This is a genomic window from Rhabdochromatium marinum (assembly GCF_016583795.1).
Lineage (GTDB): Bacteria > Pseudomonadota > Gammaproteobacteria > Chromatiales > Chromatiaceae > Rhabdochromatium > Rhabdochromatium marinum.
Genome location: NZ_NRRS01000079.1, coordinates 1 through 15926, shown reverse-complemented (window position 1 = coordinate 15926; position 15926 = coordinate 1). Strand labels below are relative to the sequence as shown.

The 15926-nt window shown below is 61.4% G+C and carries 16 protein-coding genes and 1 pseudogene; 12 read left to right on the top strand and 5 right to left on the bottom strand.

What is annotated here, in order from left to right; genetic code table 11:
- Window positions 1–525 precede the first annotated feature (525 nt).
- A pseudogene (locus CKO36_RS19910) lies at window positions 526–882 on the top strand (transposase); the annotation flags it as partial.
- A 180-nt stretch (window positions 883–1062) separates the two neighbouring features.
- Here CKO36_RS19910 and CKO36_RS16100 read toward each other — a convergent pair.
- Together CKO36_RS16100 and CKO36_RS16095 are read right to left on the bottom strand one after the other, a co-directional pair.
- Window positions 1063–1716, bottom strand: a complete 654-nt coding sequence (locus CKO36_RS16100; protein ID WP_242469670.1) for a tyrosine-type recombinase/integrase — start codon at window positions 1714–1716, stop codon at window positions 1063–1065.
- A 145-nt stretch (window positions 1717–1861) separates the two neighbouring features.
- Complete coding sequence (locus CKO36_RS16095) at window positions 1862–2521, bottom strand: class I SAM-dependent DNA methyltransferase (RefSeq protein ID WP_200285639.1); 660 nt, start codon at window positions 2519–2521, stop codon at window positions 1862–1864.
- Window positions 2522–3144: 623 nt separating this feature from the next.
- Here CKO36_RS16095 and CKO36_RS16090 point away from each other — a divergent pair.
- Entirely contained in the window at window positions 3145–4014 is an 870-nt protein-coding gene (locus CKO36_RS16090; RefSeq protein WP_200285637.1) for an alpha/beta fold hydrolase family protein, read from the top strand.
- On the opposite strand, the gene CKO36_RS16085 is transcribed toward CKO36_RS16090, so the two are convergent.
- Entirely contained in the window at window positions 4000–4638 is a 639-nt protein-coding gene (locus CKO36_RS16085) for a lipocalin family protein (RefSeq protein WP_200285636.1), read from the bottom strand. The two genes, CKO36_RS16090 and CKO36_RS16085, sit on opposite strands and share 15 nt — an antisense overlap.
- A gap of 88 nt (window positions 4639–4726) precedes the next feature.
- On the opposite strand from CKO36_RS16085, the gene CKO36_RS16080 reads away from it, so the two are divergent.
- Window positions 4727–5785, top strand: a complete 1059-nt coding sequence (locus tag CKO36_RS16080; protein ID WP_200285633.1) for a 3-deoxy-7-phosphoheptulonate synthase — start codon at window positions 4727–4729, stop codon at window positions 5783–5785.
- Window positions 5786–5814: 29 nt separating this feature from the next.
- Here the strand turns inward: CKO36_RS16080 and CKO36_RS16075 are convergent, their stop codons facing one another.
- Window positions 5815–6258 (bottom strand): tetratricopeptide repeat protein, encoded by a 444-nt coding sequence (locus CKO36_RS16075; RefSeq protein WP_200285631.1) that lies wholly within the window; start codon window positions 6256–6258, stop codon window positions 5815–5817.
- A gap of 80 nt (window positions 6259–6338) precedes the next feature.
- Window positions 6339–7163, bottom strand: a complete 825-nt coding sequence (locus CKO36_RS16070; protein ID WP_200285630.1) for an inositol monophosphatase family protein — start codon at window positions 7161–7163, stop codon at window positions 6339–6341.
- 237 nt (window positions 7164–7400) lie between these two features.
- Here CKO36_RS16070 and CKO36_RS16065 point away from each other — a divergent pair, with 237 nt between their 5' ends.
- From CKO36_RS16065 to CKO36_RS20520, 9 genes are all read left to right on the top strand, one after another.
- Window positions 7401–9386: a lytic transglycosylase domain-containing protein gene (locus CKO36_RS16065; protein ID WP_200285628.1), complete on the top strand. Its 1986-nt coding sequence runs from the start codon at window positions 7401–7403 to the stop codon at window positions 9384–9386.
- Window positions 9387–9433: 47 nt separating this feature from the next.
- Entirely contained in the window at window positions 9434–10054 is a 621-nt protein-coding gene (locus CKO36_RS16060; protein ID WP_200285626.1) for a hypothetical protein, read from the top strand.
- Window positions 10055–10159: 105 nt separating this feature from the next.
- On the top strand, window positions 10160–11077 hold the full coding sequence (locus CKO36_RS16055; RefSeq protein WP_200285624.1) for a complex I NDUFA9 subunit family protein: 918 nt from the start codon (window positions 10160–10162) through the stop codon (window positions 11075–11077).
- A 32-nt stretch (window positions 11078–11109) separates the two neighbouring features.
- Window positions 11110–11664: a SiaB family protein kinase gene (locus CKO36_RS16050; RefSeq protein ID WP_200285622.1), complete on the top strand. Its 555-nt coding sequence runs from the start codon at window positions 11110–11112 to the stop codon at window positions 11662–11664.
- A gap of 21 nt (window positions 11665–11685) precedes the next feature.
- Window positions 11686–12075, top strand: a complete 390-nt coding sequence (locus CKO36_RS16045) for a DUF1987 domain-containing protein (protein ID WP_200285620.1) — start codon at window positions 11686–11688, stop codon at window positions 12073–12075.
- A gap of 12 nt (window positions 12076–12087) precedes the next feature.
- Window positions 12088–12960 (top strand): GGDEF domain-containing protein, encoded by an 873-nt coding sequence (locus CKO36_RS16040; protein ID WP_200285619.1) that lies wholly within the window; start codon window positions 12088–12090, stop codon window positions 12958–12960.
- Window positions 12957–13760: a transporter substrate-binding domain-containing protein gene (locus CKO36_RS16035; protein WP_200285611.1), complete on the top strand. Its 804-nt coding sequence runs from the start codon at window positions 12957–12959 to the stop codon at window positions 13758–13760. The genes CKO36_RS16040 and CKO36_RS16035 overlap by 4 nt, the downstream gene beginning before the upstream one ends.
- Complete coding sequence (locus CKO36_RS16030) at window positions 13750–15465, top strand: PP2C family protein-serine/threonine phosphatase (protein ID WP_200285609.1); 1716 nt, start codon at window positions 13750–13752, stop codon at window positions 15463–15465. Before CKO36_RS16035 ends, CKO36_RS16030 begins: the two co-directional genes overlap by 11 nt.
- 329 nt (window positions 15466–15794) lie before the next feature.
- On the top strand, window positions 15795–15926 hold a 132-nt coding region (locus CKO36_RS20520), incomplete at its 3' end, for a DUF4277 domain-containing protein (RefSeq protein WP_200284134.1).

Genomic DNA, 15926 nt, shown 5'->3' with positions numbered 1-15926 from the left:
CGCCGGGATTGTACTCAGCCTGCGGGCGCTGAGCCAAACGACCGGGCGCTGGCAACAATTTTGGCAGCGAATTGATCAATTCGGTGCCGCCTGTTTCGGGTGATCACATTATTCAAAGGCCGCACCCCATCCATTGATCGCGAATGCTGATCAAGCCCTGGCCTTTCAGCCAGTCATTGGTTATCCCGGTTTGCGTGCCCAGCGAGCGGGACAGGTGCCAGTAGCTCTTGGACCTCATGCCTGTCCAGATCGCGGTGCGTATCCGTGTCCCCAGAGCCCTCAGCTGGCAGTTCCGGGGACGGCAGTTCCGGGGACAGTTTACGTAATTCGCTACCCGGAACGGGTTGGGTAGGTTTTACGTTCCGAGTGATTATTCGCATTGTGAAATTTAAGAGCCTTGCCATGAAAAGACTCATCCTGCTTGTTTTGGAGTTCCGGGGACAGTTTACCGAATTCCCTAGACGAGAGCGGGGAGATGGGTTAGAAGACGGAACAAGGCTTCTTTGGTGAAGGATCGACCAACCGATGGCAAGACTCCCAAGAGTGGTTGTCCCTGGGCTTCCGCATCATGTGACCCAGCGCGGTAATCGACGACAGCGGACGTTCTTTTGCGATGAGGACTATGTCGAGTATAGGCGTTTGCTGTCGGCATCCTGCCGATCTTGTGGCACGCAGACCCTGGCCTACTGCTTTATGCCGAATCATGTGCACCTCATCTTGGTGCCAGCCGATGAGTTTGGGTTGCGGGACGCGCTTGGCGAGGCGCATCGCCAATACACTCGTCGGATCAATTTCCGAGAGGGCTGGCGCGGGCATCTTTGGCAGGAGCGCTTTCATTCGTTCGTGATGGACGAACGGCATCTACTGGCTGCTTCCCGGTATGTCGAGCGCAACCCCGTCCGTGCGCGGCTCTCTGTCAAGCCGGAGGGTTGGCCTTGGTCCAGCGCCAAAGCCCATCTAGGCGGTGCGGACGATGAGCTCGTGAGCGTGCGCCCGCTTCTGGATCTGATAGCTGATTGGGCTCGGTTCATCGGCGAGCCTGATGCCTCAGACATTGGCGACCTACTGCACACCCATGCCAGTACCGGTCGGCCGCTCGGTCCCGATGCCTTTGTCGAGGATCTGGAGCAACGCCTCAAGCGTGCGCTCAAGCCAAGAAAGCCAGGGCCTAAGCCAGTCCGACGGGACTCTCACACCCAGGACCTTTTCCACCTGGCGCAGGGCGACCTGCACGCCACCCCGATCGAGCGACGTCGACGCTGCGGCGGCACCCTTGAGTCCGCCATGGCGATTGGGAAACAGCAGCACCGGGTTGCGATGCTCCCGCCAGAAGCGACGCAGCAGCACCAGCGTCGTCTCCGGCAACGGCACCAACCGATCCCGGTTGCCCTTGGCATTGCGGAGATGGACCCGACGGCGCGTGGCATCGAGATCGGCTACCGTCAGGCGCAACCCCTCGCCGAGACGCAGCCCCAGGCTGTAGAGGGTGAAAAAGAAGACCCGGTAGCTCAGCGTCTGGGTCGCCTGAATCAGACGCTGGGTCTCCGCGACCGTCACGATGTCCGGCAGACGTTGCCCGCGTGGCGGCTTGACCAGATCCTGCGACGTCCAAGGTTTGTGCAGCACATGGGCGTAGAAGAACTTCAGCCCGTACAGATCGAGCTTGACGGCACTCCAGGAGTGGCTGTCGAGCAAGGCGGAGAAATACGCGAGCAATTGCTCCTCGGACAGATCGTCGATGCAGCCGTCGAAATGGGCGCCGATGCGCCGCTCGGCATGAAGGGGAAACTTGGGGGGAAACGCTGATGGCGCACCATCCGAGACGCAGCCCGGATGGTGCCGGGGAAGAACCCCGTTCGGATCAATGAATCCGGAAGATGTCGAAGATGATCGCCTGGTCGTCGCCGAAGTCCTCGTGACCGGGGATATAGGGATGCGGGTCCGAATGATGGACATGCGCCCAGAGATTTTTTTCGGTCAGACTCGCCAGCGCCTTTTGGTAGTCGTCGTCGTAGAGGTCGACGCGGTGGCTCAGCTGCACGATCCCGCCCGGCTTGACGACGCGATGGAACTCATGCATCAGCCCGTCGATGTTCTCGATGTAGGTGAGGGTTCCGATGCACTGGGCCGCGCCAAAATGATCGTCCGGGAAATCCAGCGGCCTGTTCAAATCCACTCGGATGAGTTCGGAATAGCAACCGCGCTCCTCGGAGCGCTCCAGCGACTTGCTGGAGTAATCGACACCGATAACGGATTTGAAGCCTAACTCGCCGAGATGATGGCCGGTCAAACCGACACCGCAACCGGCATCGAGAATCGGCAGGGACGGATCGACCCCGTGCTTCTCGATGGCTTTCGCAGCAATCTGCGGGGCGTTGTACCCCATGGAAGTCAGATCCTTCTCGTAGGTGGCCGACCAACTATCGTAGTATTTTTCCAGCTCGTCGAGCTTGGCGGATGTTACGCCGATTAGTTTGGTGACATCACGTTCTTCGGTATGGGCGGATTGAGAGTCCGTCATGACTGCTCCTTCTATGTATGACGAATGAGGAATTCATTCGTCTAAGCATACGGGGCAAGCAGGAAGACGCTCGATATTGCGGATTTGGTCTGCCACGCGGTTCGCATACAGTCGATGCGATACGTGGACCGATAACAGAATTTTCGAATTCGAAGACGTCGAACCAGAAACGCATACTGGCAATATCGACAAAAGGCTCGCCATTGCCTGCCTCTATTGCGAAATATGGTAACGCACTCTAACGCAAGAATACAGCCAAACCATCAAAAACAAATGAATTTTCATCGCCAAGCAATCGCAAGCTAATGTTTTTATTAAAAATAATTCGGCAATATTAATATCATTAGACTTGCCGCAGCTTCTGTGTTATAGCAACCATCAAAGCATGGCATCACATCAATCTCGTTACAGCCCATTCGACCACCAAAATCCACGCGCGATACGGAAAAAGGGGCCAGGCTCTGCGCGGGCAAAGACTGCTTCACGATCGATGCGATGGACTGTTCGTGCCATTGCCGAGCAGATCCGTTCCCAGGGCGGGGATTATGGGCTTGGACTCAGGCCGCCGCCAGGCCTCCCAAGCCCAACTTGACCTGGCGCAACTTCGGGCTTATGTCACTGGCATGAAAACAATCGCGACCATCATAAGCCTGTTGACCTTGGCGCTGCTGATACCTGCCGGATGTACCTGGCTGAGCCGCAGCGAGGGGCCCGAGGGGGGTGGCATGGCGGTGACGGGCATGGCGATCGAGGATCATGCGCTGGCGCTGGGGTCTGGGAAACCTCTGGACTATCGGCTTTATCAGGCGGGCCAGTCATCAGGCCGGCAATCATCTGACCACGTTGCGCCGTTCTCTCCGGATGCTCCGCCTCTGATTATCCTGGCACACGGTTTTCTGCGCGATCAGCGCACGATGCAGGGACTGGCGCTGGCGCTGGCTCAAGCCGGCTATCCGGTGGCCACCCTGAACTTCCGTCATGATTCCCTGTTCAGCGGCGGGCATGTGAACAACAGTCGGGATATGATTGCACTGGCCCGTCATCTGGGCGCTAAGCGGGTCATCTACGCCGGCTTTTCCGCTGGTGGACTCGCGGCTCTGCTGGCGGCACGCAATGATCCGCAGGCGATTGGCGTGCTGACGCTCGACCTGGTTGACAGCCAGGCGCTGGGAGTTACCGCCGCCAAGGGGTTGGAGTTGCCGGTCGTGGCACTGGCCGGTGCGCCGACCAATTGCAACGCCAACGGCAACGCCAATTCGGTCTATCAGGTGTTGCCGCGCCTCAGTCTGACGCGCTTTCCGCAGGCCAATCACTGCGCCTTCGAGTCCCCCAGCGACTGGCTGTGCCGGACGCTGTGCGCAAAGCCGGAGCCGCCAGCGGCCACCCAAACCCAAGCCGCTGTTTCGTCGCTGGAGCCGGAGCCGGATCCGGCCGGGATTCTGCGCACCGCCGTGGCTGGAGTCCAACAGATTGAGCAGTCACTGAGCGACTAAATGCGCGCGCTCGGCATCCTGGCGGGTGCGCAAAAAATTCTGCGCCGGAAAGCCCTTGTCGGCAAACTCTTGCAGCCAGCGTTTGAGGCTGGCATCGCTGGCGCCTGGGTCGCGTGCCAGCACCCAGGCGCGGGTTTTGGTGGGCTGGCCGATGAGCGCATAGTCATAGTCGGCGCCCAGACCGATGATCCAGTAATCGTCCCAAAACACGTGCACGCCGTAGAGCATGCGAAAGCTGATCTGCAAGCGCGCGTTGCGCCCGTGATCGAGCACACGCGCCAAGCCCTTGGCCTGACCGACGCGACCGCCCTTGTGCAGGCAGCGATTGATGACATGCACCATGCCATCCTCGCCAAGCCGGTAATCTGCCACCACGTTTGACACACAACGTCTTTCAGTAAAATACGGCAGCCGGGCTATTTCAAACCAGCGCCCCATGAAGCGCTGCAAATCGACATACTCAACCGTCGCTGGCGCCGTTAGATACACCTTTGGCTTGCGCAGATCGGTGCTGACGGTAACATCCGCGCCCTCGGCGTCGCGCAGGCGCGGCGGGGCCGCGTAGATGTCGCGCTGCAACACCGGCGCACCCGCGCGGTTATTGGAATTCCCGGATGCTGTCATAGTTCTCCCATTGTTTGAAGACCGGACAGAGGGCATCCAGCCAAATTTCGCTATACTAACGGATTTTCGCTGTTCCTGACGTTCGACCATGACTCACGCAACCGACGATCTGCGCATTCGCGCCATCACCGAGGTGATTGCCCCCAAGGATCTGCACCGGCAGTTTCCGATTACAGATGAGGTGGCAGAAACCGTTTATCAAACACGAAAAGATATTCAACGCATTCTCCACGGCGAGGATGATCGCCTGCTGGTGGTGACCGGCCCCTGTTCGGTGCACGATCCCCAGGCAGCGCTGGAATACGGCGAGCGCCTGCTGGCCGTGCGCCAGGAACTGGCCGCTCAACTGCTGGTGGTTATGCGGGTGTATTTCGAGAAGCCCCGTACCACCGTAGGCTGGAAGGGGCTGATCAATGACCCGGATCTGGACAATAGCTTTGCCATCAACAATGGCCTGGGGCTGGCGCGCAAGCTGTTGGTGGATCTCAACCGGCTCGGCATTCCCGGCGGCACCGAATTTCTCGACCTGATCAGTCCGCAATACATCGCCGATCTGGTCAGCTGGGGTGCCATCGGCGCGCGCACCACCGAGAGCCAGGGGCACCGCGAGCTGGCCTCGGGGCTGTCCTGTCCGGTGGGCTTTAAGAACGCCACCGATGGCAGCGTGAAAGTGGCCATTGATGCCATTCATGCCGCCGCCCGCCCCCATGTGTTCATGTCCGTCACCAAAGAGGGACATTCGGCGATTTTCAGCACTGCCGGCAATGAAGACACGCACATCATTCTACGCGGTGGCAGCCGGCCCAACTACGACACCGAAAGCGTCAAAATTACCGCCGATGCCATTATTGAATCCGGCCTGGCACCCAAGATCATGATCGATTTCAGTCATGCCAACAGCCGCAAGAAGCCGGAGAATCAGGTGCTGGTGTGCAATGACGTGGCACGCCAGATTGGTCGGGGGGAGACGCGCATTATCGGCACCATGATTGAAAGTCATCTGGTCGGCGGCCGGCAGGAGTTGGCGATTGCCGATGACCTGGTCTATGGCCAGAGCATCACCGATGGCTGCGTCTCCTGGGAGCAGACCCTGCCGATGCTGCACGAACTCGCCGAGGCGGTCGAGCGCCGACGCACCCAGTCCTGATCAGGCCCTGACCAGAAGGCCTCGCGTGGCTATTTTTCGTCAAACCCCGCCAGTCGATACCATTTGCGCGCTTCCTCCGGGTTTTTCTCCACGCCACGGCCTTCCTCGTAGAGCATCGCCAGGGTGGTCTGGGAGCCGGCCAGCCCCTGTTCGGCGGCCTTGGTGAACCAGGTCACCGCGCGTTCGGTGTTCTGGTCCGTGCATTCGCCTTCCATATACATGAAGCCCAGGCCATGCTGCGCCACGCCCAGTCCGGCCTTGGCGGCGGCTTTCATGTAGCTGAAGGCTTGCAAGGGATTGGGCATCATGCCCAGTCCGTTTTGCGCCATGATGGCCATGCGGTACTGCGCTTCCGGATGCCCGGCCTCGGCCAGGGGTGCGAGCAGACCCACGGCACGCGAGAACTGTTTGCTCTCAAAGGCGGCAATGCCGCTGCTCAGTTCCATATCCTGTTCGGTCAGGGTTTCCGTCATAAGAGCCTCCTCCTGTGCAGTCGGGCACCTGCCCGCTGTTGCCAAGATGTTGCAAAAGTGTTGCCAAAGATTGGATGTACTCAGTCGTGCCACGGCAGCTCGACATGCTGCCACCACTGCTCAAAGAGCGCCTGGTTGACGGCTGCCAGCGCCAGTCGGGGTTCCAGCGTCGGGGTCTCACCCGACTCAATCCGGCCGGGCTGCAACAGCCGCCGTACCACGCCGGCTTCCGCCGCGATCAGTTGTCCGGCGGCGTAGTCCCATAAGCGCTGCCCGCCGTGCAGATAGACCTGCGCGCGTCCGGCAGCCAGCCAGCACCAGTCGAGCGCGACTGAGCCGAGATTGCGTTGCGAGCGAAAGGCCCCCTTGCGCAGCAAGGCGGGCACCCGCTGCGGGGGAATGCGTTTAAAATCTATCAACGCCATGGCATCCGCCAGTTGCTCGCAGCCGCTTTGGCCGCGTAGCGGCGCGCCATTGAGCCAGGCCCCCTGTCCGCAGCGGGCGCTGAAGCACTCGTCGCGCACCGGGTCGTAAATCACGCCCAGCTCCACCTGGCCGGCGCGCCACAGCGCCAGCGATACCGCGAAGAACGGGAAACCACTGGCGTAATTGCCTGTCCCATCCAGAGGATCCAGCGCCCAGAAATCGGCGGTCTCCAACAGCTGACGTTGCTCATCCGGTGTCATTTCCTCACCCAGCACCGGAATCCCCGGCGTCAGCTCGGCGAGTGCCGTGATGAGCCGCTGCTGCACGGCGAGGTCCACCTCGGTAATCAGGCTGCCATCGTCTTTCGCATGCGCCTGGGCACGACCAAAGGGCGGCAGAATCACAGCTTGCGCCACCTCACGGACCAGCGCCGTTAGGGGTTCCAGAGCAGGCGTTGCTTGCAGGGGCAGTGGGGACATGGGCAATGGGGGACTCCAAAAATTGATCTGACCAGTGCAACATGGGCCCCAGCAGGCCATGATCCAAATCCGTCTTGCCACTAGCCACCCAATCTGTTCGCGCATTCCCGCATGTCCATTCACCCAGATCGCTGTACCATGCCAATGTCCGACACTGCTTTTTGTGCACACCACCGCCGCGCACCCTGCCTTCACGCTCGATGTCCAAGCTGGCTCCCAGTTACGTGGCACCCGGCAATGATCATGCGCAGCCTGGCACTGACGGTAGTTCTGAGTGTGCTCATGACGGCACTGATGCCGCTGACAGCGTGCGCGGCTGAAACCGAGGCTGCAGCCGACACTCCGAGCGCGCGCCAGCAGTTTCAGTACGCGGAATGGGCGCTCAACCGGGGCGATCTGGAGCAATTTCGTCGCTTAAGCGCCAGCCTAAACGACTATCCGCTCGCGCCCGATCTGGCCATCGCGGCGGTGCTGCGCGATCTGGAGCAGGCCCAGGCGGAGCCAGTCGAAGCCTTGATCAAGGCGCATGCTGGCACGGCTCCGGGCGAACGCCTGCGTCGCCTGTGGCTCGGTCGGCTCGCCCGCGAGCAACGCCGGGCTGAATATGTGCGCCTCTATGTTGACAATGGTTCAGAGACGCGCGAATGCCTGTATCGGCGCGGCCTGTTGCACACCAAGCAAACTCAGGCCGCTTTTGCCGGTCTGGAGGCGCTGTACCTGATCGGCCGGTCGCTGCCCGCTGTTTGCGATCCGCTGTTCGCCGCCTGGTCGCAAGCTGGGCAACTCGAACCGGCCATTGTTTGGCAACGCATTGAGCTGGCACTGGCGCGCGGTGCCACAGCGGTCGCGCGCCATCAGGGTCATTATCTGCCGGCCGCCGCTCAGCCCTGGTTGCGCTTCCGCTTGGCGGCGGCCCAGGCCAAGCACAGCTTTCCGTCCCCACCACAGACGGGGCAGACGGCGCAGTCACAACATGCGGATGTCATTGCCGCCGCCCTGGCTGATTTTGCCCGGCACGCGCCGGATCAGGCGCTGGAGCAGTTGAACAGTCGCTTTGACCAGCTACCCACCAAGCCGGCCGGGCGGGTGCATGCCGCCGCCGGTCTGGCCCTGGCTGAGCAGGGCGAGCAGGCGCGTGCCCTGGCTCAACTCGATCAACTTCCCGCCGATGCCGGCCCGCTGAGTCTCTATCAGCAGCGCTTGCGCGTCGGGCTGAAGCTCGGCGCTTGGGAGCAGCTGCCACGCTGGATTCAAGCTCTGCCGGCGTCAGAACGCAAGCGTGCGCAATGGCACTACTGGCTCGGACGTGCCCTGGAAGAGGGCGCTCCGGCCACAGCTGACGCCAGCGCTGCGGCTCAGGCGGCCTATCGCCGCGCCGCCTCGGATCGCAGCCTGTGGGGATTTCTCGCTGCCGAGCACCTCGGCGTGGCGCCCAAAATTGCGCATCAGCCGGTGGCCATTGACGCGCAACGCCTCCAGACCCTGCTCGACTCCGCGCGGGCAGCACGGCTGCAAGAGCTCAAGGCCCTCGGCCGCGCCACCGAAATCAAACGCGAGTGGCGCGAATACCGGCGGCTGCTCGAACGCACCCATCAGGGCACCACCCGGAGCACCGCGCTGCAGGAAGCTGCCGCGCTGGCACAAGCACTCGATTTTCCGGTGCAGGCGATTTTCACCCTGGCCCGCAGCGGCTACTGGGACGATCTCGCGCTGCGCTTCCCGCTGCTCTACACCGATCTTACCCGCGAGGCTGCGCAGCGCACCGGGCTGCCCCAGGCCTGGCTGCTGGCCATCATCCGCCAGGAAAGCATCTTTAACCCCACAGTCGCCTCCTCGGCCAATGCCGTTGGCTTGATGCAACTGCTGCCGGGTACTGCACGCCAAGTGGCGCAACGGCTCAAGCTGCCCAGCCCCAACTCGCTAGATCTCACCGATCCGGCGCTCAACATTCGCCTGGGCAGCGCTTATCTGGCCCAGTTGTATCAGAGATTCGACGCCCAGAGCGCGGTCGCCACCGCCGCCTACAATGCCGGCCCCACCGCCGTGCAGCGCTGGCTGCCGCAGGAGCCCATGCCGGCGGATGTCTGGATTGCCACCATCCCGTATCGGGAAACCCGTTCCTATGTTGCCCGGGTGCTGGCCTATCGCCTGCTGTATGCCCATCGGCTTGGCCAGCCGCTGCCCAAGCTGAGCGAGCTGCTGCCACCGGTGCGCGGCGACTGATCTGTTAAGCTGCGTCTATCATTCGCGCTGATTAGGGAAGGGGCTTTGTGATCCAGCGGCTGTGCCTGACTTTGAACCTGATGCTGATCCTGTGGTCCGCTCAGCCCGCCTGGGCTGAAGAATCGCGCGCCGGTGAGGTCATGGCGGAAGCCATGACACGCATGATGGATGCCTTCGGCCTGTCCGGGTCGGACGCGCCGGCGACACCGGCAGATGCTGCCAATTCGCCGCTGCCGGATGCCATGCCCATGCCCATGCCGGAGAGCATGCCCATGCCGGGTGGGCACGACTGGTGGGGTCACTTTGGCAATCCGATTTGGGAATTCAGTTTGCCGGAGGCCGCGCAGCCGCTGAAGCCCCTGATGGACCCCATCAGTCGTGCCATGGAACGCTGGCAACCGACCAAGCTGAGCGGTATTTGGGAGGGACGTGACGGCGGCCTGCTGATCGTCAAAGGCTATCGCTTTCGTCTCTATCAGCCCACTGCGGCACATGACCCCGGGTATATCGACGGCTTCATTCAGCAGCGCGGGGATCGCATTGCGCTCTACAATCCCGTCACGCACAGCGCCCGCCCCTATGAGTTCGCGCTGCATCAGGGACGCTTGGCCTTGCGCGATGCCGCCGGGTCGCTGTTTTTGTATCGCCGCCTCTGGCTGGAGCCCTGAGTTTCGGCCAACCGCGATCGGCGGCATAATAGGTGGCATAACAGCGGGTACCAGCACCACCCGCATGACAATCACTTATTCAGCAAAGTTCACCGCACCACACCCATGAAAACATCCCTCAAGGCTTGCATTCTTGGCGGCACCGGCTTTGTCGGTCGCGAATTGACTCAGCGCCTGCTGGCGCGCGGCTATGCATGTCATCTGCCCACGCGGCGGGTTCATCGGCACCGCGATTTGAAACTCTATCCCGGCGTGGTCGTGCGCCCGGTCAGCACCTTGGACAGCGACACCCTCACGGAACTGTTTACCGGCTGCGATCTGGTGGTCAATCTGGTGGGGATTCTGAACGAAAGCCGCCGCTCCAGCTTCACCCAGGTTCATGTCGAACTGGTCGAGCGCTTCCTGCAGGCCGCGCAGGCGGCCGAAGTCCCGCGCCTGCTGCACATGAGCGCGCTGCAGGCCACTGCGCCCGAACAGGTGACACCGACAACCTCGGCCTACCTGCAATCGAAGGGCGCTGGCGAGGCGCTGGTCGCCGCGCAGCCGCAGGCCACCATTGTGCGACCCTCAGTGATTTTCGGGCGCCATGACAGCCTGTTCAATCGCTTTGCCGGTCTGATTGATCTGGCACCAGGATTTTTTCCGCTGGCCTGCCCCAATGCCCGCTTCGCGCCGGTGTGGGTTGGCGATGTCGCCGAGGCCATGGTGCGCGCCCTGGATGATCCCAACAGCCTTGGTGCCGTTTATGATTTGTGTGGTCCGCGCGTCATGACCCTGCGCGACATCGTCACCTACAGCGCCAAGCTGCGCGGGCGCAAGCTGCACATCATCGACCTCAGTGACAAGGCCGCGCAACGCCAGGCGCGGCTCTTTGAGCGCCTGCCGGGCAAGCCCTTCTCAATGGACAATTACCGCTCGCTGCAAATTGACAGCGTCTGCACCGGAAACAATGGTTTGCTCGACCTCGGAATTACGCCGACTGATGTGGATATTGAAGTGCCACGCTATCTGGCCAAATCCTGAACCGACGGCCACGCATCCGAGGAACTCAGCCCATGCCACTCGCCCGAGACTATTTCGAGTTCCAGCAACTTACCGGAAATCGCGGTTTGATTTTCTCCTTCGTTGGCTTTCTGTCCGAAGGCATTCTGTATTCCCTCGGCGAGATGCTTAAGCAGAAAATGTCCCTTGAGGATACCGACGCCAAGATCACCCGGCGGGTGTTCTCGGTGTTCGTCGAACAGGTGCAAAACATCCTGCGCTACTCTTCGGAGCGCGTCAGCGATGAGCCGCATGCCTCGGTCGCGCTTAGTTCAGGTATGATTTCAGTGGGTCGCGAGGCGAATGGCTTCTTCGTTATCTGCGGCAATGTGGTGCGCGAACAAGAAGCCGCCGCGCTCGATCAGCGCCTGACGACCATCGCCAAGCTGAACCCGGACGAACTCAAGAGCCTGTACAGGGAAAAACTCCGCGAGCCGGTCGAATCCGATGCCATCGGTGGCAATGTGGGGCTGATTGAAATCGCCCGGCGTTCGAGTCGGCCGATTGAGTTTGATTTCGTCCCAGTCGGCGAGCAGCAGATGTTTTTCTGCCTCAAAGCCTATATCTAATCGAATCAGCGTCCAAACCGCATGCAATCCATCCACCGCGAAGCCACCAAACGCTCCCCCGAACTCCGGTTCGATTTCGCACATCATCGGTTGTCACTGGCCGGCGAGTCCTACCCCGAGGATGCGGCAGCTTTTTTTGGCCCTCCGCTCCAGGCGATGGCGGACTATCTTGACAGCCTCACCGAGGCCAGTGTTGAGCTGGAGCTGCGCATGACCTACTTCAACAGCAGCAGTGCCAAGGCGCTGATGAACATGTTTCAGCTGCTTGAACGTGCTGCCGCGCGCGGGATTACCGCCAGGGTGCGCTGGTATTACGATCCTGAAGATGATGCCATGCAGGAGTTTGGCGAAGACTTTGCCGCAGATTTCCAGCACAGCGCTTTTGAGATGATCCCCCTCCCCACTGATTAGGATGCCAGGCCCATGATCCAATCCAGCGCGCAACGCGATAGCAGCTGCACGCTCTTCGCCTTTGAAGAGAAAGTGCTGGACCTGGCCGAGTCCCTGGTCAGCAACACTGATCAGATGCCCGATGGTTTGCTGAATGGCTTCAAGGTGCTGCGCGACGCCTACAACCAAAGCTACCGCGAATCACAGCGCCTGCTGCGCATCAGTGATCGACTCCAGCTGGATCTGCACCGCGCCAATCAGCAGCTGTCTGAGCAGACGCAACAACTCCAGAAGCTGAATGCGCAACTGCACGAAGAAATTCACCATCGCAAGGCCCTGGAAACCGAATTGCGCCGTATGGCGACTACCGACGAACTGACCGGTATCAGCAATCGGCGGCATATTCTGGAACTCGGCGAGCATGAAATCCGCCGCCATCGACGTAGCCAACGGCCGCTGACCCTGATGCTGTGCGATCTCGATCATTTCAAAGCTGTCAATGATTGCTACGGCCATGCCTTGGGTGACAATGTGCTGCGGCATTTTGCACAGCTGTTCCGTGCTGAATTACGCGAGGGTGACATCGCCGGACGCCTGGGTGGCGAGGAATTTCTGGCTCTGTTGCCGGAGACCGGTAGCCGCGAGGGTCTGCAAGCCGCTGAGCGCCTGCGCCAGCGCTTGGAGGACTCCCCACTGCACAGCTCGCGCGGCCTCATTCGGATCACGCTCAGCATCGGCGTTGCCACCCACATTGATGACGAGCCGCTGAACCACGCCATTGCGCGCGCCGATCGCAGTCTGTATCGGGCCAAGGACGCCGGCCGCAACCAAGTTGTCCTTGACTCCCAAAACTGCGTCACGGATGAGCCAAACACCACCACCACCACGCCTTGCGAGTCCAAGTGATTCGCTCTAGTTGCCTGTTCCTGCTGACCGGCCTGCTGAGCCTCGCGCCAGCAATGGCGCAACCGGCGCAACCACCGACGACCGTTCCGACCTACAGTGTCGGGGTTGAGCGCATCGACTATCTTCCCGTGCAGGCGTTTGACGCCGAGGGCGCCCGGGGCATCCTGCCCGAGTTGCTTGATGCCTTCGCCGCCGAGCAGGGCATCCGCTTCGACTATCGCCCGCTGCCGGTCTCACGCCTGCTGAGCAGCTTTCTTCAGGGACAGCTCGACTTCAAGCTGCCGGATCATCCCGATTGGCAACGCGCGCGGCGCCAAGGCATTGAGATTCACTACAGCCAGCCCCTGCTGGCCTTTACCGATGGCACCCTGGTACGCCCGGAGCGCGTGGATGCGGGGCCGGCAGCGATTAAGACTCTGGCCACTGTGATCGGTTTTACCCCCTGGGCCTGGCAAGCGGCGCTTGACCAGCGTCAGGTCAACTTGCGCGAAAGTCTGGATCTCGACGCCATGCTGCGCCAGACCATCGCCGGGCACGTCGATGCCGCCTATGCCAACATTCAGGTCGCCGTCTACCAGCTTCAACACCGCCTGGAGCAGCCCGAGGCTCTGGTGTTCGATCCCCAGCTGCCTCATACGTACAACCACTATCATCTTTCCACCCTGAAGCAGGCGCCGCTGCTGCACGCATTCGATGACTGGCTGGCGCGTTCCAGCGCGCAGGTTCGGGCCATCAAGGCGCGCTGGGGCGTGACGACCCCTGACACGGCCAGGATCACCACCGGTGCCGATGCCCCCTAAGCGCGGCACTTTCTGGCGCGGGCTGACTTTCAAGCAGGCCGCCATTACCCTGCTGGTGGTCTCTGTGCTGAGTTTTGCCGCCGGAGTCGCCCAGCTCTATCTGCAATGGCGCGGTATGCGCACCGATCTCCAGGCCGAAATCGACCGCACGCTCGCGCTGGTGCGCGGATCAGCGGCTGAGGCGGCGTTTCAGATGCACCCCGAACTGTCACGCCAACTGGTTAATGGACTCCAGGCGCTGCCGGCGCTGTCTGCCGCCGAGTTGCGCGACAACTTTGGACAAGTGCTCGCTGAGTTTCAATCCGCGCCCAACACCATACCTGGCGCTGCAATCGGCACCGCGCCTGCCATGTTGGCACAGGCCCTGGCGCCTTCCTTTGCCGATGTCACGCACTACCATCTGGTTCTGCATGATGTGCAAGAGGAACCCCTGCCCAGCGGAGCCCCGCCGGCCACCGTTGGCACCCTCAGCCTGGAGCTCTCACCCGAGGTGCTGGCTAGCCGCTTCATTGCGCGCGCCCAGACCAATTTGCTCCTGACCATGGTGCAAATCCTGCTGGTTTCCGCCTTGGTGGTCACCGTGTTTTACTGGATGATCACCCGCCCGATCCTGCGGCTGTCCGATGCCATTACTGAGGTCAACCCCAAGGCGCCGGGACGCTGGACACCCCCCCGGCTGCGCGGACATCGCCACGACGAGCTGGGCGGGCTGAATCAGCGCATGACCGCACTGCTACAAGCCTTTCAGCATGGTCTGGAGGAACGCGATGCGGCCGAACAGGCACTGCGCGCGCTGACCGGGCAACTCGAGGTCCGGGTGCAAGAGCGCACTAAGGCGCTGCACAGCGCCATGCAGGATCTGGATCGGCAAAAAACTGCGCTTGAGCACGCGTTTGGCCAACTCGACCATACCCATGCGCGGCTGGCGGATGCCAATGACCTGTTGCTCGCCAGCCTCAACTATGCACGGCGCATCCAAAATGCCATGTTGCCAGCCCCGCACGATATTCATCTGCACGGAGCTGACATCGCCGTGCACTGGGAACCGCTGCAAGCTGTGGGGGGCGACTGGTATTGGCTCGAAACCCTGGAGGATCGCTCCTTCATCGTGCTGGTTGACTGCACCGGGCACGGTGTTCCCGGTGCTCTGATGACCCTGGTGGTCGCCTCAGCGCTGGAGCGCATCCTGCACGAGTGGAAGCTGCGCGACCCGGTGGAGATTCTGTTCGCGCTCGATGATCTGGTGCGCAGACGCTTGCGCCAGAACCATCGCGCCAGCGAAGCCGACGATGGTCTGGAAGCCGCCGTACTGTCTCTGACTCCCGACTGTCGCCAAGCCTGCTTCGCCAGCGCCGGTATCGCCCTGATCCGACTCAGCGAAGATGACCAAGTGCAGATCCATCGCGATGCACGGGCGCACCTCGGCTACGCCAGCCTGCCGCCCCCGAGCCACATCGAACGCCACCAATTCGAGATCGCCCCCGGTGAGCTGTGCCTGCTGCTCAGCGATGGCGTCACCGACCAGATGGGCGGCGACCCCCGCCGCCTGCTTGGTCGCCGCCGCTTCCTGGAACGACTCAAGCACAGCCGCCAACCGGGCTTACAAGACTGGATGCGCGATCTTGAACAGGCCCTCGCTGACTATCGCGGCCACGAAGAGCGCCGCGATGACATGACGCTGATCGCAATTCAGAAAGCGGCCTGACGTTTGAGACGTGGGGCTGCCTGATGGGCAGGGTGATAGGCGTTACGCTGGGCGTGCCTCTTCGAGCAACAGTGCTGGCATGGGCCAGCTCCCAGACCATGCGAATCGGTCGATCACTCCGCCTTCAACTCTGAATGAACACCCATCAGCTGGTGCAATTCCTCATCGAGCAAGCGCTCGTATAGACCGGTAGCAAGTTGATCAGAGGCTAAGGCCATGAGCTTTGAGTCTAACCGACATTCCGCACCCGCTCACGCCACCAACAGGTTTTCTCTCAACTCATCTATCCTTGCGTTTATCGCAAACATTCAGAGGGAAGCAGGCTAGCCATGCACATCGAAACTGGCTCAAAGGCCAGTCCACAGCATTACAGCAGCCAAGCGCTCGAACACCTGGGATTGGTAGCGGGAATGTACGACGAGCTGGGTCTCGGGGAGCTCATTGATCGGGTTATGGTACAG